19 protein-coding genes are annotated in these 20429 nt (G+C 51.3%); 6 read left to right on the top strand and 13 right to left on the bottom strand.

What is annotated here, in order from left to right; genetic code table 11:
- Nucleotides 1-107: 107 nt before the first annotated feature.
- Complete coding sequence (locus SNR34_RS09635; RefSeq protein ID WP_486181774.1) at nt 108-1271, top strand: oxalate decarboxylase family bicupin; 1164 nt, start codon at nt 108-110, stop codon at nt 1269-1271.
- A 78-nt stretch (nt 1272-1349) separates the two neighbouring features.
- Entirely contained in the window at nt 1350-2489 is a 1140-nt protein-coding gene (locus SNR34_RS09630) for a zinc-dependent alcohol dehydrogenase (RefSeq protein ID WP_486181773.1), read from the top strand.
- 104 nt (nt 2490-2593) lie between these two features.
- Here the strand turns inward: SNR34_RS09630 and SNR34_RS09625 are convergent, their stop codons facing one another.
- The 8 genes from SNR34_RS09625 to SNR34_RS09590 form a co-directional block, all read right to left on the bottom strand.
- Nucleotides 2594-3388 carry a class I SAM-dependent methyltransferase gene (locus SNR34_RS09625; protein WP_486181772.1) on the bottom strand — a complete coding sequence of 265 codons (795 nt, stop codon included), beginning with the start codon at nt 3386-3388 and terminating at the stop codon, nt 2594-2596.
- 236 nt (nt 3389-3624) lie between these two features.
- Nucleotides 3625-5592, bottom strand: coding sequence for a PTS fructose transporter subunit IIABC (locus SNR34_RS09620; protein ID WP_486181771.1), 1968 nt, complete (start codon nt 5590-5592; stop codon nt 3625-3627).
- An 80-nt stretch (nt 5593-5672) separates the two neighbouring features.
- Nucleotides 5673-6590 (bottom strand): 1-phosphofructokinase, encoded by a 918-nt coding sequence (gene pfkB, locus SNR34_RS09615; RefSeq protein WP_339277217.1) that lies wholly within the window; start codon nt 6588-6590, stop codon nt 5673-5675.
- 2 nt (nt 6591-6592) lie between these two features.
- Nucleotides 6593-7339 (bottom strand): DeoR/GlpR family DNA-binding transcription regulator, encoded by a 747-nt coding sequence (locus tag SNR34_RS09610; RefSeq protein ID WP_236418414.1) that lies wholly within the window; start codon nt 7337-7339, stop codon nt 6593-6595.
- Nucleotides 7340-7591: 252 nt separating this feature from the next.
- Complete coding sequence (locus tag SNR34_RS09605) at nt 7592-8065, bottom strand: hypothetical protein (RefSeq protein ID WP_236418416.1); 474 nt, start codon at nt 8063-8065, stop codon at nt 7592-7594.
- A gap of 217 nt (nt 8066-8282) precedes the next feature.
- Nucleotides 8283-9707 (bottom strand): FAD/NAD(P)-binding protein, encoded by a 1425-nt coding sequence (locus tag SNR34_RS09600; RefSeq protein ID WP_486181770.1) that lies wholly within the window; start codon nt 9705-9707, stop codon nt 8283-8285.
- A gap of 339 nt (nt 9708-10046) precedes the next feature.
- The gene (locus SNR34_RS09595) at nt 10047-11003 is read right to left on the bottom strand and encodes an SDR family NAD(P)-dependent oxidoreductase (RefSeq protein ID WP_486181769.1); all 957 of its coding nucleotides are present in this window, start codon (nt 11001-11003) and stop codon (nt 10047-10049) included.
- 116 nt (nt 11004-11119) lie between these two features.
- Nucleotides 11120-11641, bottom strand: coding sequence for a TetR/AcrR family transcriptional regulator (locus SNR34_RS09590; RefSeq protein ID WP_236418430.1), 522 nt, complete (start codon nt 11639-11641; stop codon nt 11120-11122).
- A gap of 385 nt (nt 11642-12026) precedes the next feature.
- Here SNR34_RS09590 and SNR34_RS09585 point away from each other — a divergent pair, with 385 nt between their 5' ends.
- The 3 genes from SNR34_RS09585 to SNR34_RS09575 are packed head-to-tail and all read left to right on the top strand — an operon-like array spanning nt 12027 to nt 13460.
- Complete coding sequence (locus tag SNR34_RS09585) at nt 12027-12446, top strand: MarR family winged helix-turn-helix transcriptional regulator (protein ID WP_486181768.1); 420 nt, start codon at nt 12027-12029, stop codon at nt 12444-12446.
- Nucleotides 12447-12473: 27 nt separating this feature from the next.
- Complete coding sequence (locus SNR34_RS09580) at nt 12474-13124, top strand: nitroreductase family protein (protein ID WP_236418441.1); 651 nt, start codon at nt 12474-12476, stop codon at nt 13122-13124.
- 42 nt (nt 13125-13166) lie between these two features.
- Nucleotides 13167-13460 (top strand): putative quinol monooxygenase, encoded by a 294-nt coding sequence (locus tag SNR34_RS09575; RefSeq protein WP_339277211.1) that lies wholly within the window; start codon nt 13167-13169, stop codon nt 13458-13460.
- Nucleotides 13461-13596: 136 nt separating this feature from the next.
- Here SNR34_RS09575 and SNR34_RS09570 read toward each other — a convergent pair whose 3' ends face one another.
- From SNR34_RS09570 to SNR34_RS09550, 5 genes are all read right to left on the bottom strand, one after another.
- Nucleotides 13597-14607 carry a FecCD family ABC transporter permease gene (locus SNR34_RS09570; RefSeq protein ID WP_486181767.1) on the bottom strand — a complete coding sequence of 337 codons (1011 nt, stop codon included), beginning with the start codon at nt 14605-14607 and terminating at the stop codon, nt 13597-13599.
- Nucleotides 14604-15614: a FecCD family ABC transporter permease gene (locus tag SNR34_RS09565; RefSeq protein WP_486181766.1), complete on the bottom strand. Its 1011-nt coding sequence runs from the start codon at nt 15612-15614 to the stop codon at nt 14604-14606. The genes SNR34_RS09570 and SNR34_RS09565 overlap by 4 nt, the downstream gene beginning before the upstream one ends.
- 11 nt (nt 15615-15625) lie before the next feature.
- Nucleotides 15626-16588: an iron-hydroxamate ABC transporter substrate-binding protein gene (locus tag SNR34_RS09560; protein WP_486181765.1), complete on the bottom strand. Its 963-nt coding sequence runs from the start codon at nt 16586-16588 to the stop codon at nt 15626-15628.
- Nucleotides 16589-16702: 114 nt separating this feature from the next.
- Nucleotides 16703-18355 carry a helix-turn-helix domain-containing protein gene (locus tag SNR34_RS09555; protein WP_486181764.1) on the bottom strand — a complete coding sequence of 551 codons (1653 nt, stop codon included), beginning with the start codon at nt 18353-18355 and terminating at the stop codon, nt 16703-16705.
- Nucleotides 18356-18617: 262 nt separating this feature from the next.
- Nucleotides 18618-19337 (bottom strand): SDR family NAD(P)-dependent oxidoreductase, encoded by a 720-nt coding sequence (locus SNR34_RS09550; RefSeq protein ID WP_486181763.1) that lies wholly within the window; start codon nt 19335-19337, stop codon nt 18618-18620.
- Between the two features lie 499 nt (nt 19338-19836).
- On the opposite strand from SNR34_RS09550, the gene SNR34_RS09545 reads away from it, so the two are divergent.
- Nucleotides 19837-20247 (top strand): hypothetical protein, encoded by a 411-nt coding sequence (locus tag SNR34_RS09545; protein WP_486181762.1) that lies wholly within the window; start codon nt 19837-19839, stop codon nt 20245-20247.
- Nucleotides 20248-20429 lie beyond the last annotated feature (182 nt).

Below are 20429 nucleotides of genomic sequence, written 5' to 3'. Positions count from 1 at the left end.
TCCGGTCATTGTCCCACATATTGAGCAGGCCCCCCATCATAGGTGTAAATAACGAGAATTAGGCGTATCCAAAATAAGCACTAACCCTGCAAGGAGGACAAGAAACAATGACCAATCCGGATCATACCCATCTCAAAAACGTGAACGTGCCTCAGCCGATCCGTAAGGACGGGGCTGGCGGACCAGACCTTGGACCGCGCAACGTAATGCTCGACCGGCAAAATCCGAACATGCTCGTGCCGCCGGCGACCGACTCCGGCTTGCTGCCCAATCTGAAGATGTCTTTCTCGAACACCCATATGCAGCTTAATCAAGGCGGCTGGTCGCGCGAGATTACCGTGCGGGATCTTCCCGTAGCTACCACGCTGGCCGGCGTGAACATGAGCCTCATTCCCGGAGGCGTGCGCGAGCTCCACTGGCATCAGCAGTCGGAATGGGCATACATGATTTGGGGAACCGCCAGGATCACTTCTGTCGATCAGGACGGTCGCAACTTTATTGCGGATGTAGGCCCCGGCGATCTTTGGTTTTTTCCCAAAGGGCTTCCCCATTCCATACAAGGCCTCGGAGAAGGCTGCGAATTTTTGCTGGTGTTTGACGACGGGACGTTCTCGGACCTGAATACGTTATCCATCTCCGACTGGTTCGCGCACACTCCGCCTGAAGTATTGTCCCGCAATTTCGGAGTGCCGGAGAATGCCTTTGCCCACCTTCCGAAAGACCAGGTATATATCTATCCAGACCAAGTACCGGGTTCGATCGAAAACCAGGCAGTCCAGTCGCCATACGGGACGGTTCCGCTGACATTCACCCATCGGCTGTTGGCGCAGGAGCCGCTCGTTACGCCGGGAGGAAGCGTAAGAATCGTGGATTCGCGCAATTTCCCCATCTCGACGACGGTTGCTGCTGCCTTGGTCGAGATTAAGCCTGGAGCCATGCGCGAGATGCACTGGCATCCCAATGCGGATGAGTGGCAATACTATTTGACGGGGCAAGGCAGAATGACGGTATTCGCCGGCAATGGAACGGCCCGCACGTTTGATTACCGGGCCGGAGATGTCGGATACGTTCCCGTGGCCATGGGGCATTACATTGAGAATACCGGAAATGATACGTTGTGGTTTCTGGAAATTTTCCGCAGCGACCGTTTCGAGGATATTTCGCTGAATCAATGGATGGCGTTGACTCCGACCCAACTGGTGCAAAGCAATCTTAATGCATCACCCGAGCTGCTTCATTCGCTGCGCAAAATCAAATGGCCGGTGGTTTGAACATCCGCAATGTCGTCGATCGGCCAGCATCTTTTTGGGTAAACAAAGAAAGAATCCGAACACAAAGGAGGCTGCATCGTGAAAGCTGTTACGTTTCAAGGCATCAAAGACGTGCAAGTCAAGCAAGTCCAGGACCCGACCATTGAAAAAAAGGACGATATCATCGTCCGGATTACGTCCACGGCCATTTGCGGCTCCGATCTTCATATTTATCTGGGTGCATTGCCTGCACAGAAGGATTATGTCATCGGACACGAACCGATGGGCATCGTCGAAGAAGTAGGCCCTGACGTTACGCGCGTGAAAAAGGGGGACCGCGTGGTCCTTCCTTTCAACATCGCATGCGGTCAATGCTTCTACTGCAGCCACGACATGGAGAGCCAGTGCGACAACTCCAACCGTAATCCCGACATCCATACCGGGGGTTATTTCGGATTTACGGACCGTTACGGAAATTATCCAGGCGGACAAGCCGAGCTGTTAAGAGTCCCTTACGGAAACTTTGTGCCGTTCGTCATTCCCGAATCATGCGAATTGGAGGACGAAGCGCTGCTGTTTCTGTCGGATGTGCTGCCGACCGCTTATTGGAGCGTCGAAAATGCGGGCGTCAAACCCGGGGATACCGTCACGGTTCTCGGCAGCGGGCCGGTTGGCCTCATGACGCAGAAATTTGCCTGGATGAAGGGAGCGAGGCGCGTCATTGCCGTCGACCGTCTTGCCTATCGATTGGATAAAGCCAAACGCATGAACGATGTGGAGACATATAACTTCGAAGAGTTCGAGGACATGGGTGCACATATTCGTGAAATCACGAAAGGGGGTACCGACGTTGTCATCGATTGCGTCGGCATGGATGGCAAAAAAACGGTGCTGGAACAGATCGGGCAAAAGCTCAAGCTCCAGGGAGGTACCCTGAGCGCCCTTGAAATCGGTATGAAGGCCGTACGGAAATTCGGCACGCTGCAGCTTACGGGCGTATACGGCTCATTGTATAACATGTTCCCCCTCGGCAACCTGTTCGAACGCAACATCAACTTGAGAATGGGACAAGCTCCTGTCATCCATTACATGCCTGAATTGTTCCGCAAAATTACGGCCGGCGAGCTTGATCCGACGGAAATCATTTCCCACCGCGTTCCGATGGATCAGGCTAGCGAAGCCTACCGGATGTTCTCCGAGCACGAAGACGAATGCACCAAAGTGGTGCTTAAACCGTAGTCTTCCGGCCGTTTCGTGCTTTAGGGCGGACATCCGCTTGGCCTGTAATGCTTCGATCGAATAGGCAAGCCGAGGCAACCGCAACCCGGCTTGCCTATTCAGCGTTAGGGGAGTGCAGTTTGCTCCTTCACAACCCGAATGCCCATGCTCTGGCCTTCGAACCCAAACAATGTACCATCCTCCCGGCTTTGAAACCGAAACGTCCGTTGAAGATGGTCCGGTGCTGTCAGCATCGTTTCTTCCAGCTTGATCTGTTCAGCGCGGGGAAGCGCCATCCGTTCGCACCATTCGGTAAAAACGAAGTTTTTCCGGAAAACCTCCATCGTCTCCACACGGAACCCGGCAGATTCGAGCATCGAAATCCACTCCGTCTTGCGCCATGCCCGAACATGGCCAGGGTCCCGCCGGCACTCGATTTCATTATAGAAGCGATCCGCTTCCCCCGATTCCGGAACCACATTATCAATAAGCAGCAATCTCCCTCCGGTCCGAGTTACCCGGTAGGCCTCCGCGACGAAATCACGAACATGCGGGAAATGATGCGCGGCAATCCGGCATGTCACCAGATCGAACGATTCATTCGGAAAAGGCAGCTTTTCCGCATCCCCTGGGACAAAATCCACGTTGGAATGGCCGTTGCCCCGGATGAACTGCCCGGCTGCTTGCAGCATATCTTCCGTCATGTCCAGCGCCGTCACCCTGCTGACGAGAGGAGCCAGCGCATTGGCTACATGCCCTCCGCCAGTGGCTACGTCCAAGGCGTTCATTCCCGGTTCGGCTCCCGCCGCCTCAACCAACCAGGCCAGATCCTGCCCTTTGGCGTGTCCTGCACTGGTTACATACTTGTGTGCATTCTCGCCAAATTGTTTGCGAACACGACTTTTGATCTCATCACTCATTTCGCGTCCTCCTTTAGTTTGATATAGCCCGACTCATTATGTTTCACCAGATAAAACTATGTTTCATTTATCGGTATACCCTCAGCTTATCATAGGTCAAGCTTCCCGAACAATAGGACAACACAAAAAAGCATCACCCCAGTGATGACCCACTCGGGCGATGCTTTTTTGAATGTTGCGGAAACAAAGTGTGGAAGTGTCCCGAAATGCAGTGTGCAGCACAACATTTCGAACGTTTATGATTTCACTGCCGTTGGTCTTTTCTTCCATACGCCCAAAATCAGGCCGGAGATGACCGAGCCGATGGCTACGGCAAGCAGGAACAACAGTGCATGGTTCGCCAGTGCGGCTACGAAGATACCCCCGTGCGGAGCAGGCACGTTAATGCTCCAAAGCTGCGTCAAGCCGCCAGCTAAGGCGGAACCGATAATGCAGGATGTCAGGACGCGCAGCGGATCTGCTGCCGCAAACGGGATCGCACCTTCGGTAATGAAGGACAAGCCCAGCACATAGTTGGTCAAACCGGATTTGCGCTCTTGGTCCGTGTATTTCGATTTAAAGAATGTCGTGGACAGCGCGATCGCAATCGGCGGAACCATACCGCCAGCCATAACGGCTGCCATCCAGGCACCATCCGTATTGCCGCTTGATGTGAACACGCCGATGGCAAACGTATATGCCGCTTTGTTGAACGGACCGCCCATATCGATCGCCATCATGCCGCCCAGCAGGATGCCCAGCAGTACGGCATTTCCTGTACCCATGTTTTGCAGGGCATCCACCATCCATGTGTTGATGGAGCCGAAGATCGGATCAAAAATGTAATAACTGATTGCACCTACGATCAAGAGTCCAAGCACAGGATACAGCAGGATCGGCTTCAAGCCATCGATTGCTTTCGGCAATCCTTTAAGAGCTTTGCGCAAACCAACAACGACGTAACCAGCCAGGAAACCGGCAGCTAACCCGCCAAGGAAACCGGCATTGGAGTTGACCGCCATCAGACCGCCGACCATACCTGGCATCAATGCCGGGCGATCGCCGATGCTCATTGCGATAAATCCGGCCAATACAGGAATCAGGAAGTGGAATGCACCCTCTCCGCCGCCGATCGTCTGCAGTAATTGGAAGAGCGGATTATCCGGGCTTGCTACCTGTTCGATCAGGAAAGACAAAGCCAGCAATATGCCCCCGCCGACGACGAATGGCAGCATGTGCGAAATCCCGTTCATCAAATCTTTGTAAATTTTGCTGCCCACGCTCATTTTCTCGGCAGCGCCTTCATCGGAACCGACCTTACCTGCACCTTGACTGCGATAGATCGGGGCATCGCCCTTCACCGCTTTGCTGATCAGTTCTTCTGTCTTACGAATGCCGTCGCTGACCGGGCGCTGCAGCAGAGGTTTGCCGTCGAAACGATCCATGTCGACCTTTTTGTCGGCTGCGATGATGACGCCTTTGGCCCGCGCGATCTCTTCCGGTGTAAGCACATTTTGTGCGCCTTCGGAGCCGTTGGTTTCGACCCGGATGTTGATGCCCATTTCCTGTGCTTTTTTCTTGAGCGCATCTTCCGCCATGAATGTATGCGCAATGCCTGTCGGGCAAGCGGTAACCGCAACGACGAAATCTTCCGAGGACGGGTTGCCCTCAATGATTCCGGCAGGCTTGGACTGAACAGCTGCCTCCGCTGCCGCTTTGGCCTCTTTATCGGCCTTTGCCTTTTGCTTCGCCGCTTCCTTCTTCTCGGCTTCCTCCTGCTTCGCGTCAAACAGCGCGCTGACCTCAGCCGGGGAATCCGTGTTCATCAGTTGAGCGATGAAATCGTTATCAATCAACAGCCTGGAAAGAGCCGCAAGTGTGCGCAAATGGGTGTTTCCGGCACCTTCAGGCGCAGCAATCATAAAAAACACATGTGCTGGCTGGTCATCCAGCGCTTCGAAATCCAGCCCTTTTCGACTCTTGGCAAATACTACGGTAGGTTCGTTGACCGCGCTTGTTTTGGCATGCGGCATCGCGATTCCGTTACCGATGCCCGTGCTGGATTCAGCTTCCCGTTTGTAGATCATGTCTTTGAACATTACCGGATCGTTGATGCGTCCCGTTCTGCTCAGGCTGGAGATCAGCTCGTCAATGGCTTCATCCTTGGTTGTGGCTTGCAGGTCCATGATCATCGCTTCCTGGATCATCAGGTCTGTTATTCTCATTGGTTACACTCCCCTAAATCGCTTCCGGCCCGACACTTGCGGACCGGTCGTCATTCACTTTTCTTTTCATACCCAGGTCGTTACGGCTGCAATTGCGTTATGCCTACCTGATTACGCAGTTCCTCAATATATGCACGTTCGGCCAGATCATCGGAGAAGGCGGTTGCACTTCCCGAAGCGACGCCCGTTCGAAATGCTTCCTGCAAATTCCCGTTCAGCACCCATGTACCTACGAATCCGCCGATCATGGAATCCCCTGCACCTACCGAGTTTTTCACCGTCCCCTTCGGAACTGTGGCATGAAAAACATCCGTTTCGGTAATCAGCAAAGCGCCTTCCCCAGCCATCGAGATCAACACATGCTGAGCACCCGCTGCGAGCAATTTGCGTCCATAAACGACCAGTTCCTCACGCGTTTCGATGTTGACGCCGAACAGTTCGGCAAGCTCGTGGTGGTTCGGCTTCACCAGCAGAGGCTGATACTTGAGCGCATCCATCAGTGCCGGCCCGGTCGTGTCGATCACGAACTCCGCACCCTTTTGCCGACACACCGCAATGAGTTTTTCGTAAAAATCGTTGCCGAGCGATGGCGGAATGCTGCCGGAGAGGATGACGATGTCTCCTTGATGAAGGGCGGACAATTTGCTTACCAAACGATCGGCTTCTTCGGTCGTGATCGCCGGGCCCAAACCGTTGATTTCCGTCTCTTCTCCGTGCTTCAGTTTGATGTTGATCCGCGTATCGTCCGCAATGGTCACGAAATCGGTCCGGATCCGGTCTTCCCGGAGTTTATCGTTGATGAAACGTCCCGTGAATCCGCCCAGGAATCCGATCGCCGTATTCTCCGCGCCCAACTGGTTCAAAATACGCGATACGTTAATGCCTTTGCCTCCCGGGAGCTTGAGATCCCGGTTCATGCGATTCAGTCCTCCAAGCTGGATATCGTGCACTTCCACGATGTAGTCGATGGAAGGGTTTAGCGTTACGGTATATATCATGGTTATCCCTCAATTATTTTAGTTTTCTGCGCGATTGCGTTCCGCCAATGCTCCGGCATCTGCTCGGTAATGAGGTCGGCTTCCTCCAAATCAAACAATTTGGCAAAAGTGATCTCTCCGATTTTGCTGGAATCCGCAAGCACGTACGATTTGCCTGACAATTGGTGGGCACGTCTTTTGACCATCGCTTCTTCCGGGTCGGGCGTTGTGTATCCCATCTCTGGATCCACCCCGTTGGTCCCAAGGAAGCATTTGTCAAATCGGAAATGGTCCATATTTTGCAATGCGATGCTTCCAATGACGGCTTTGGTATGCATTTTCATCATGCCGCCAAGCAGATAGCTGCGGATCCGTTTGCCCACCAATGCTTCGACATGAGACAAACCATTGGTAACTACCGTGACGTCTGTGGCTTCAATGAACGGAATGATCGCTAATGTAGTGGTTCCCGCATCTAGATAAATGCATTCGCCATTTTTGATCTCTTGCGCCGCCAAACGGGCAATCATCATTTTCTGTTGAATGTTTTTGGATGTTTTCTCTTCCATGCCGGGTTCCAGCGCTTTCTCGTTCATCAATGAAGCTCCCCCATGGATCCGTTTGAGTACCTGTCGGTTCTCCAAGTCGATCAAGTCTCGTCTTATCGTGGATTCCGAGGCGCCAAGCACCTCAACAAGCTCCTGAAGCTTTACGATACCCCGTTGATGTAAGCGCTCTATAATTGCAGCATGTCTCTCTTCTGTTAACATAGCCATTCCTCCAACTGCTTTCTATAGTATCATATAATCCGCAAAAAACAATCATTTTCTTTCAAAATAATCTAAAAACATTCATCATCCTGCACGGTTTGACGAATTTGTACACACAATATCCTTATTTTACACGTTCAAGCGGCCTATTTCATTCAAAACCCTTCAACGGCAAAAATCCCGCAAACGCTGTGCAAAGCACAACGCTGCAGGATCCGCTTCCGTCATTTCGTCGTCATCCGCGAGATTTCGCTAACGGTTCTTCTCACGTCTTGGTTTGGGTTTGAGCCATTGGCCTTCTTCGTTGATGAATGCGCCCTTGAAGCGCCCCATCTCCAGTTGTTCAATCAGCTTGGTTTCGTCAACGCTCAGAATGTCGGCCAACTGTGCTGACGTATAATACTCATTTGGGTCATACTCGATCAGTAGCGGGACCGCCGTATCGTACAATTCCCGAAGCAAATTTTCAAACGATTGCCGGCCAAGGTTCTCCATATCCTTATACAATTGGAGCTTTTGCGACACCAGATTGCGGAACGATTTGTTTTCCAGGTTCATCCACAGGGTGTTGCAAGCCTGTACACTCATATAATTTTGTTCTACGTCGAAAAACTGCACTTCTTCCAGCTTCATATACTTTTCCTGAAAAGCAATGATTTTAATGATGGGTACATCTCGCTGACGTGATGCCTTTTTCAAGTGAGCCCTGAATTGTTCATAGCTCATCTCTTTCATACTTCCTTACACCTGCCTTCAACATCCTACATTCGACATTTTACAACAAAAACAGTTTCGACGTAACCGTCCTGCCAAAGAAAAACGTCTTCTAACAGGCCAGCACAGGAAAATCCCTGCAATCCGGATCCGTTCCCCCCAAAAAAACAAACCGCACAGCATTAGAATACTGCGCGGTTCGCATATCGGAGCATGGCTCCCTTTATCATCATACGTTGATGCTTTCTCCCCAGGTCGCGGTGAACTCTTTCTCCTCATAACCGTAATACCGTTCCAGGATGGACTCCCGCTCATCCAAAAACAATTGGTCGGCCACCGCCGCCACCAACTTCGGAATGGCGCTGCGGGTGCCTGATATTGCCGATGCAGAGAGACCGCAGCTTGCAAGTGCCGAATAATTGAAAACAAACAGTCCGTACAGCAGCGCCTCCCCTTCTTCATCCCTGCTTGTCATCGCGAAGCCTGGGCTTAGATAAGGATGTGCGTCGAGCAGGGCGTTGCGTATGCCTTCGGGCGCGTCGTATCGGTCCGCCCAACGGGCAATATGACGCTCCACAAGCTGAAGCTCCGGACGTAATCCGGGATCGCTGAGCAATCCGGTGCTGATGATCAGAAAATCGAACGCAAGCGTTCCCTTTGATGTCGTTACGATAGCCTCTTTTCCAGTCTCCGCCACACTTAACCAAGGCGCCCCCAGATGCAGTTCGAATCCCGGCCACGCGGCAGCCCGGTTGAATGTATCGTTCGTCGGCGGCTGATTATATTGGAGAAAATGAGCGATCACCGCATACTTGTCAGGGACGGACAATGCGTGGAATCGTTCGATCATGCCGGATTGCTCCATCTGCCGAATCGGGTTGATGCGGGGCAGCTGCTCCCGGCGCACGAAAACATGAGCTTCGGTCACGCCTGCCGCAAGCGCATGGGCGGCATTGTCGAAGGCGGATGCTCCCCCGCCAAGGATCGCAATCCGTTTTCCGCGCAACCGTTCGAAATCGATCGCCTCGGACGTATGCGCATACCGTTCCTTCGGCAGACTGTCTGCAATCATTGGCGGCACATGCCATCCCCCGCCGCCCTGAATGCCTGTGGCCAACACGACTTTTCGGGCAAGCAGCACCTCGGCATCCGCGCCGGCACCTTCCACGTGAAGCTGGTGAATTCCGTCCGGGAGCGGTTCGATCAACCTCAGCTTCACTTCGTTCAGGACGGGAAGATTCAGCACTTGCCGGTACCAGCGCAAATAATTCATCCAGGCTCCGCGCGGAATTTTGTCCATGCCGTCCCAACCATCACGTCCAGCCTGGGCTTCCCACCAGGCCCTAAACGTCAAGGACGGAATGCCGAGATCAATCGACGTCAGGTGTTTGGGCGTACGCAAAGTGACCATACGGGCATAGGATTCCCAAGGCCCCTCGCTGCCAGCCTCGTTTTCGTCAATGACCAGAATGTTGGATATCCTTTCTTTCAACAGCCCAAACGCTGCCCCAAGGCCGCTTTGTCCTCCGCCGACAATGATGACATCATAAACATGCCCATTGGGGTGCTGCTTGGGCTGCAGCCAGTCCTTTCCTCCATATGCCAAATAGGCAAGGTCAGTTTTGACGCGTTCATTCAATGCTTCCAGGCTCATGATTATTCACCCTTTCCAAACAAGCATGGCAACAAAGGAAAAACATAACTTAACGAGTTATATATAAGTTATGTTCATTCGGTAATAAACCGTTCTTTTGCATTTCCCATCCGTATATTAGCGTTATTATAGAAGCTCGAATGGCATATTTGAAGTATATGGAAGGTTAATTGTCATTGAACCTAAAAATAGCTATCATGCTTGTTGATCGAAACGAAAGGGCGGAAAGAGCGATTTTATGTCTGCATCCAACCTGAGAAGCACTGGAATAACCAAAAGATCATGACTATTTCCTAAACACTTCAAATGAATTTAGTGATTGATCAATAACTTAGAAAGTTACAACGATCTTCTGATCTCTCTTACCGTTGCCGCAATCCCTTCTTCAAAGGCAGTGGATACGATCGGTCCGATCCTTGTTTCGTATTTTTTTCGGCTTAATCGCAGAGGTTCCGTTGTCAAATAGAGCATTTCTACAATTTCTTTCATCACCGGCACACCCAGCCCGAGCAGCGACAACCCGATTTTCCCCAATGCCAGCACCGGTTTTTTCACGCCTGCCGCTTGCTGAGCAATGCGCACGATGTCTTTGCCTGAGATCGTTCCCGATCCGGGAATGTTCCAGTTCTCACCGTACGTGTCTTCCTTGCTCGCCAGTTCCACCACCATCGCCGCTGCATCCGGCAAATATACATATTCGCGGGGAATGCTCATGTTTCCGATAAAAAATGCCATTCTCCCCTTCGCGATTGCATCCAGCGTGGAACCCAAGTAAGAAGCTTCATTGGCGGTCGGGCCATAATAATCGGGCAGGCGCACAATCATGAGACGTTCCCTCGCCCAAGAGTAGCTGAATAACATCTGCTCATAAGCCAGCCGGGTTTTCCCTTTTCGCGTATGCGGCCGTTTGGGATGCTCTTCGGTGACCTCATCCATCTGACTTTTCCCGTAAGGATAGATGCCGTCCATGACAACAACCTTGATGCCAAGCTGCCCTGCTGCCCGCATGACGGATTCGCCGAGCGGAATCAACCTGCTTTCCATCTCGTGATAAGGGACATTGGCGCAATGGAACATAACATCGGCTCCGCCCGAAGCAGCCACAATATCCTCGCTGCGGAAGGCATCACCGGTTTGGATGCGAACATGTGCCGGATTCCCCAAACGGTGGATCAGCTGCTCCAACTTTTGCCGCGAACGGCCAAACACGATCGTCTCTACACCTCGTTTCACGAGCTCCTCCGTAATTGCTGCTCCCGTTCCTCCCGTAGCTCCGATAACCAGCGCTTTTTTCATCTTCTTTCATCCTTCCTTCTGATGTGTTATTGATCAATTACTTATCTGATGACCATATCATAACGCATAATTAGTGATTGATCAATAACTAAATCGAAAAGGGGCATTTCGTCCCTTTAACGTTCCTTAAGTTCAGGCATATCCAACGCCGAAGAAATGTTGCACAGCATGCCGATCGCCAAAAAGGTCAGCGTTCTGTATTTGGGGTTTGCATATCCGGCCTGGGTGAAAGCATTCAGCACCATATTGCGTACCTCGCCTAATGCTTTTTGCATCGCATGCCGTATCTCTTCCTCCCGCATCGTCTGCGCCTGCATCTGGAGCAGGATTTCATTTTTATGCGTTTCCAGAATTCGTTCGTATGCCTCGATCAGTTCGTGTTCAAGCGCCTCTGCCGATGCCGTCTCCACCACCGCACGAAAAGAATCGATGATCCGCGTCCAGGATACTTCCAGCGCACTGAGCAGCAATGCCTCCTTCGTTTTGAAAAAACGAAAAACGTACGGCTGCGAGATTCTGGCCTTTTCGGCGACCTGCGCGGTCGTGGCCCGGTAATATCCGATTTCGGCAAACACCTCGATGGCTGCAGAAATAATTTCGTTCCGGCGGTTGACCGATGCCGCTCCGTCTTTTGCCATTTTAATGTACCTCCACATAGGTTATGAATGAATCAATAACCAGAAGTATAGCGGATCACCGCTCCCATTGCAAAATACTCCGGCCCATACCCTTCTCAATAAAAGAAAAAAACGAAATAATAATGTCCTAGACTCCGGATAGAATAACTGAGGAGGTCCCTTTTCATATCGGCCTTTGATTTCGTCTCATCTGGAGGATGGTTGCAAAAACAAATGAACCATGCTATATTGATTGAGCCGTCAATCATTGATACCTCAAATTTTGAGCACTCAACGATGATGGCCCTGTTCATCATTATGCAATGGCCCTGTATGTGGCACTTTACCATTAATTTGTTAACATACGCCCTTGTCCATGGATGAGATTTACCCGGGAGGTCCAGACATGACACGTATCGTTTCCAAAGAAGAACTGATTCTGACGCTGCTGAACGGGCTGGGCAACAAGATCAGTCCCAAGTTCGAGCGCTGCACGGGCATTAGCTCATCCCGCTTCGAAATTTTGTGCCAATTGAATCTGGTCGACGAGATCAATCAATCCGCGCTGCAAAAAAACGTCGATATCGACGGGGCGGCCATTACCCGCCATCTGAAACAACTGGAGCTGGACGGCATGGTCAGCCGGCGCAAAAATCCGGACGATAACCGCGAAACGTTCGTTTCCCTCACCGATGAGGGGCGCCACCGGATCGATGGCTATAAGGCGGAAAAGGATATCCTGATCCACCAAATCCTTGAGGGTTTCAGCCAGGAAGAGATCCATGACCTGGCGGGGTATCTTGAACGCATGCAGAACAATTTATAAACCGATAGACAGAGGAGAGAAACGAATATGAGCACAACGACAGGCAAGTTTCATAAAACCAACGATTTTAATGAAATTGTGCTGGGACGGCGTTCCGTCAAAGCGTATGATCCCGAAGTAAAAATCAGCCGTGAGGAAATGACGGAGATTTTGGCAGAAGCTTCCCGGGCACCTTCATCCATCAATCTGCAGCCTTGGCGTTTTCTTGTCATCGACAGTGCGGAAGGCAAAGAAAAACTGGCGCCGCTCGCTCGCTTCAACCAGACGCAAGTGCTGACGTCCTCGGCGGTCATCGCCGTATTCTATGATGCCAACAATATCGAGCACATGGATGAAATCTTTGGCAAAGCGGTGGAACTCGGATACATGCCGAAAGACATCGCGGATATGCAGGTGCAAAAAGTGAAACCATATTATGCGAACATGGCTGCGTCCGATCTGCGCGACGTGAACCTGATCGACTCCGGACTCGTTTCGATGCAGCTGATGCTCGTAGCGCGCGCCCATGGATACGACACCAATCCGATTGGCGGTTATGAGAAGGACCAGATCGCGGAAGCGTTCGGCCTGGACAAAGACCGCTTCCAACCGGTCATGCTGATTTCGATGGGCAAATCGGCCAAAGAAGGGCATCCTTCTTACCGCTTGCCTGTGGACACCATTACGACTTGGGCATAATCGTCCCCTGCTTTTCACAAAAAAACGTTGGAGGTTGTCATTATGATTATCATTCACGCACATCTGTCCGTTAAACCCGATCAAGAGCAAGCTTTCCTCGCTGCCGCCAAGGAGCTGGTTGCCGCAACCCGCCAGGAGGAAGGCAACATTTCCTACACGCTGGTTAAACACACCGAGCAAGAACACCAATACATCATGGTCGAGCAATGGAAAGACGAAGCTGCTACTCAAGCACATAACGCAAGCGCGCATTTCCAAGGTTTCGTGCAGCAAGCCGCTGCTTTCATGGCAGCGCCAATGAACGTGGAAGTGTTCGCTGGAGAGAAAGTAAACTAATCTCCGTGAGCAAAAAAGATCGGTTTCGGGTCACACAGACGTGATCCAAACCGATCTTTTTTGGGTTGTCCAGCTTTTGCTGTCCTGTCCATCCACGGTGTCTTCGCTTAATACCTGCCATTGCGCTTTGCCCCGATCAGGACTTTTTCAACAACAGATAGACAAAGTAAGGCACGCCGATCAAGGAAACCATAATGCCGGCCGCGATGCCGTCGGGATCGACGAGATTGCGCCCAATGGTGTCCGCGACAAGCAGCAGCCATCCACCAAGCAAAACGGCGACCGGAATAAATAAGGAACTTCGCGGCCCAACCAACGCTTTGGCAATATGGGGAGCCATCAGGCCGACAAAAGCGATGCCGCCCGTAACCGATACCGCCGAGGCGGCAGCGGCTACGGCGACCAGCACCAACACCAATCTTTCCTTTTCCATGCGCACGCCCAAACCGATTGCGGTTTCTTCATTCAAAGCAAGCAAATCCAGCCGCCCTGCACGAAGCAGCGCAATCGGAAGCAGCACCAGCAGCCAAGGCAGCAAAGCCCATATAAACGGCCAGTCCGTTCCCCAGATGCTGCCCGAGATCCATTTGGCGATAAAATCCACTTTGGTGCGCTCCGCCGCAGAAATGATTACGATCATCACACCGGAGAGCGCCATCGAAAACCCGACGCCGACCAACACCATGCGGATGGGATCGAGTCCTCGCGTACGGCTGTATGAAAAAAGATAGATCAGTGCAGCGGTAACCAGCGAACCCAGCAATGCAGCGAGTGGCAGCATATAGGCCAATGAGCCTGGTTCAAGGGGTGCATACAGAAAAAAGACCGCTACGGCAATCCCGGCACCCGAATTGATCCCGATAATGCCCGGGTCGGCAAGGTCGTTGCGCGTGACGCTCTGCAGGATGGACCCCGAGAGCGCAAGCAGCATGCCTGCCAGAACGGTAATAAAGATTCGAGGCAAGCGCACGGAAAACAGGATGAAATCTTCCTTGAATGTTCCTTGTCCTACAAGGACGGGAAGCAGCCGTTTGACTGACAAAGAAGAATACCCCCAGCTCATGCCGATGACGATGGTTAATGCAATCAGCAGCAAACATGCGAGCAAGATCAGCCGCTGCTTGCGAAGGCGGGCAGACATCATCATGAGAATGCTTTCCCTCCTTTACGCCACACCACAAACAGAAAAAACGGCAGTCCCAGCATGGAGGCAATCGCAACAACCGGTGTTTCGTACGGCGCGTTGATCGTGCGTCCCAACGTTTCGGCCAGCAGCATGAACGCTGCTCCGGCAAAGATGGATAGCGGCAATATGTGCCGATAATCCGTGCCGACCACCTTGCGTACAATATGCGGAATCATGAGCCCTACAAAAACCATATTGCCAATCAGGGCCACCGAAGCGCCGGTGAGGATGATAACCAAAAGGAACAGCATCAATTTGACGAAAACAAGCTTCTGACCCAAACCGGTTGCGACATCGTCGCTCAGGCTGAGAACATTCATTTGATGTGCCAAAAAAGGGACCAGGAACAGGCCGATCAGGATGACCGGACCGATCGTCTGCACCTGCTGCATCGTCGTACCGATCAATCCGCCGGCAGTCCACATGGATACGTCTTTGGATATTTTGAAATAGAGGGTCACCCCATCCGCAATGGCATACATAAATGAAGATACGGCAGCTCCCGCCAGGACGACGCGGAGCGGTGAAAGCCTGCCTCGTCCAAAGACTCCGAGCACGACAACGATGGCTGCGCCAAAGGCGGCTCCGACGAAACATGCGACCATAATGCCAAAGGTTCCGAGCGACGGCACAAAAACAAAAGCGATGGCCAGCGCCAGATTGGAGCCTGACGTCAGGCCGAGCAGCCCCGGATCGGCGAGTGGATTCCGCGTCACTCCCTGCATGATCGCACCGGATACGGCGAGCGCCGCCCCGATCAGCATGGCCGCGATTTCCCGCGGCAGCCTGATCTCGCGCAAAATCATGACCTGATCATCCGGCTCCGCCGCGGTGAATGCCAGCCATATGCTGCGAAAGTCCGCCTGCTCCGCCCCATACTTGATGGCAAGGACAAAGCATAGAACGAGCACGACCACGCTGCCCGCCAGCTTGATCCAAAAGCGGTTCGAAACATGTTTATTTTTCATGGCGGTTCAAGTTACTTGCCCAGGAATTGTTTTTCAAAGAATTCAAGCTGATACTCCAGGCTGAGCGGATCGTTGAAATAAAACGTTTTGGCATCGGCCTCAAACACCCGGTTGTTTTGCACGGCCGGCACGTTTTTGTAGGTTTCCGTGGTCTGGAAAGTGTTGTCTTCGTCCGTGTTTTTGCTGAAAATCACGTAGTCGCCCATGTAGTCCTTCAGCACTTCGGTCGATACGGCGAAAAATCCGTCCGTTTTGGTTGCTTCTTTCACTTTTTCAGGCATTGCCAGACCAAACTGCCCGTACAGCAGCTCGGTTCCCCGTCCAAAGTTCTCGCCGTACACGTACAGCTGTTTATTGAAGGTTTCGATGACGGATACGGTGGCATCCGCACCGATTTTGGCCTTGATTTCTTCTCCGATTTTTTTGCTGCGTGCATCAAAATCGTCCACCCAGGCTTGAGCTTCGGTTTCCTTGTTCAACAGTTTTCCGATTTCCAGCTGCTGTTCCAGAAAATTCAGCTTGCCGTAAGTGTAGGTTATGGTGGGAGCGATTTGTTTCAACTTGTCCACGTTTTTGATATCCGACTGGCCGATGATCAGGTCGGGATTCAGTTCGATGATTTTCTCCAAGCTTTCGTCCGTCACCGCTTCGGCTTCAGCCAGCTTTTCCTTGAAGTTCGGGTTTTCCTTGGACATTTCGTCCACGCCCACCAGCGGAACGCCAAGCTGCATCACATTTCCCGTCAAAAAACGCGTCAGCACGATTACACGCTGCGGATGTGTAGGAACGTCCACAGGTCCATTCTCGGACTCGTATACAAAGGTGTCTCCCGACTTGGCCGAATCGGTGGACGCGGACGAAGTTGCCGCCTCCGTTGTGCTGGAGCCTGCTTGGGCATCCTCGCTGCCGTTGTTTCCGCATGCCGCAAGCAGCATCATCAAGGCAAGTAATACAGGCGCAAAACTCTTTTTCATGGATGACTCTCTCCCCTTTTTGTTTGAACATGAAAATCATTCTCATTAACATAGCTAATTATAGGCATGGCGAATGAAGCTAACCATGCCTTTTTGTTTGCAAAATGACTTGCATTATTGATTCCCCGCCCAAAGCTTGAGCGCCCGTTCAAGCTGAAGACGAACAGAAACGGGATTATACGGAATCCATTCCTCTTGATCCAACACATGCACCCGATTCTGTTTAACCGCGCTCAGACCTTGCCATTCCTCGGAGGCAAAAATCCGCTCGGCATGGGCGGTAGCCCCCTTCTCATCCGGGAACACCATAACCAGAAACCAATTTCCTTCGTACTCCTTCAGTTCGGATCGTTCGATGGAAACGGAATGAAACTCATCCCCGAAATGTTCTATTTCCTGGGCAATCTTTGCCGAAGGCTGCAATCCCAACGAATGGTACAGGACATAACCTGCATTCCTTGCCCCGTAAATTTGCAGCCTTTCCGGTTTGATGACGACAATGGTTACGGTTTCATCAACCACCTTCTGCTCCTGCACCGTCTCCCTTGCCCGTCGTTCTTGTTGTTCGAAATCGGCTAACCAACGCTCTGCTATTTCGCTCTTTCGAATCGCGTGGGCAATCATACGCAAATGTTCTTTCCACCCAAGTTCCATCCATGGAACCTCAATGATCGGGGCGACCGATCTCAATTGCTCGGCAGTCAAACCGGTCTCCTGCAGATGTTGCTTTGCAGCAATGATCAAATCGACGTTTTCCTCCTGCAAAGCAGCTTTTATTTGCTCGGGAGGGGTGTCCATATGAATAAATCGCACGGTTTGCGGAGTCAGCAGACCATCTGCCCTTACGTATTCGCTGCTTTCCGAAATAACGATGGATGGCTCCACGCCAAGCAAAAACAGGTGGCTTGCATATGGCGCAAACCATACTGCAGCCCGTTGAACGTTTCGGGATCGACTATAGGATGAGGGACTTTCTCCCGTCTGGTGTTTGAAACGGCGGCTGAGATAGAATTCGTCCTTGTAGCCTACCTTTAACGCAATGTCCCTTAGGGATAACGTGCTGCCAATGATCAATTCTTTGGCCCGATGCACGCGCAGCTTGGATAAATATTCGTTCGGAGAGAATCCGGTCATCTGCTTGAACAAAATGGAGTAATGTGAACGGCTGACCCCGGCCATCTCGGACAAAAGCTCTGTCGTAATTTTTTCGTTGAAATGGCCTTCCATATAGGCCAAGCTTCGTTCCATCGAGGGCAGATCGGAAAAAGAATCCCCGCTTTCCATACGTTCCAGCAATGCTAGCAAGACCTGGTGAAATACGATCTGATTGCGCATATGCCGGGTCTCGCTTTCGGGCAAGCGATGTATAAACAGTTCTTCCAGCCGGGCCGCAATCGCCGGTGCGTCGATGAAATACTCCACGTTTTTGGCTGAACCAATCATGCTCACCCGGCTCATGGAGCCCTCATGGGTCGCGCATGCCTGCGCTTGCGTGCTGATCGTCAACATATATATGTGCAATGGCTGTCCAGGCCCGGCCGTCACGACCGCCTTGGTGCCTGGCGGAAGCAAAACAGACGTGCCCTGCGACAATTCATAGGTTTCTTGTTCCCGTTGCAGCGAACCCGCGCCGCTGTTTACCGCCAGCAGCACGGGAACATATTCATGAATGGTATGGAGCGGCCGATTGGAAGTGAAGTATAGGGATTGAATGCCTTCCATCACAAAATTGGGAAAGTATGATCCCGACCACTCAGAGTTTTTCATTGAGGGTTTCCTCCGTATCGTTAATGACAGTAAGTGTATGATTTAAGGATTAGTCCGTTCATTTGGCTCTGCCCGAGCGGGAATATCCCGTTTGGCAGAGCCGTAATCTATTTTATCATTCGAACCTTGGGACGAATACATCATTTTCGCTTTGCGGCTTCGGCGCAAGTATATGGGCTAACGGGTCGAATGGCAAAAAAACACGCTGCAGGGAGCGTGTTTAAGTTGATGTCTTTGGCGCGGATCGCGTAACTTCAGTCCGTCATGCATTCAAATCCGTGATCGCCGGAACATGGATTTCCTTTACACAAGCTGCGCTGGAGAGACTGACAATACATTTAACGATGGATACGATGTCCTGAACCGGAATACGGGTTCCCCCATACAGGGCAATTGCCTTGTCCGCCCCTTCCTCATAAGGGACTGCGGCAGCCAATTCTCCCGGATTGATGCAGGTTACCGCAATGCCATCTTTGCGAACATGTTCTCTTAGAGCATTGGCGATGCCGCGCAGTCCGAATTTGGAGGCCACAAACGATACTTGTGCATTATTCGTATGCTCCAATCCGGCGGTAGATCCGATCAGAATAATTTTTCCCGCCCCCGACATGCGAACGTTCGGCAATAACGCCTGAATGGCAGTGATGGTCGTGGTGATATTCACATGAACGATGTTGGCGATGTCTGCCGGGTCATCCTTCTCGAAGTCGTAATGCTCCTCGAATCCTGCCTTCTCCCAAATGCCCACGTTATATATCAGAACATCGATCGGTTCAGATGCCAAAGCATCCGTTATTTTCCGTGCTGCATCCGGCCGCGCCAGATCCGCTTCGATCCATGTCCGTTTGACGCCATCGTTCAGTGCCAAGCTGCCCGGCTTGCTCCGGGACACGATCCATACTTGATCCCCCTGCTCCGGCAGCCCTTTGACGAATGCATCGCCCAATCCCTTGCTGGCGCCAAAAATGATATAATTTTTCATCTATTTCTCCTTTTAATGAAAGTGATATGTTTGATTTCTAATCTATTATAACTGGATGGATTTCCCGAACAAAGAAAGATCGTTTCTCGTTACCCTTGGATTCGGTACTGAAACGATCTTGGGGACGGATGCTTAACCTTTCTTCCTGGCCCCAGGCTGTCGTTTGACTTTACTACACGCTGTTGGTTTAACCACCTCTCCTTTTCGTTTGAGTGCAACCTTCGTATCCCTTTAACCGTCTAATAAAGCGCAATAATCAATCACACTAGACCACTGCGAGCGCAGTACCATCTTCCGATCGCTGTTTATCCCAGATTTTTCGAATCCCCTTTTTGAAGGGGAAAATCCGGTGAACAGACTATGCTTCCGATGAAGCTTTCTTTCAGAAAGCTTTTAAGCGAACGCTACGCTTCTTCAGATTGGTTCTGCCTCTCCGTTAACGTGTGGATGTTTTTTCAGTTTATGTAATAAGTACCTTTGGGGAAGGAGAGAAAGGGAAATGAAATCGATATTGTCTGTTTTCATTTTGGTTCTTATGGTTACAGGTTGCAGTGGCAAAGGTGATCATGCTAACCAATCAAAAGAACCGCAAGATGCACTGAAGACATCTGAGGCTATTGTTCTTGCAAAACAGGAGTCAAAGGGACAAAAGAAAATTCTTCTTGCGTTGGACACAAAAAATCCCGAGTTACAGTCAAACCTAGAAGAAATTACGGGTCAGACCGTCCAAGAGATTTTAAAGGCGAATAAATATAACTTAGAATGGCTGGATCTAAAAAACATCTCACCGGGAAAAGATGATTTTAATGCCCTGAAGATCGGGGCGAAAATCAATTTTGTTGCTGATAAAGAGCATCTGGATACGATTCCTCCAACATCTTTTGCCAAAGAAATAAATATAACAGAATAAAAAAATGGTTAGTGTATGACCACGACCATGAAATCAAACAAATTTCTACATAGCAAAAACCCGCCAAACACTCGGAAATCCTTGTGTTTAGCGGGTTCTTTTGGTATGGAGCCTAGGAGGGCGAACCTGACTTATACAATTAAGTATCCCGAACCTAGGCAAGCGCTGATACATACAGTGTG

It is taken from the genome of Paenibacillus sp. XP01 (genome assembly GCF_057364885.1).
This window is presented reverse-complemented; position numbering and strand designations above follow the sequence as displayed.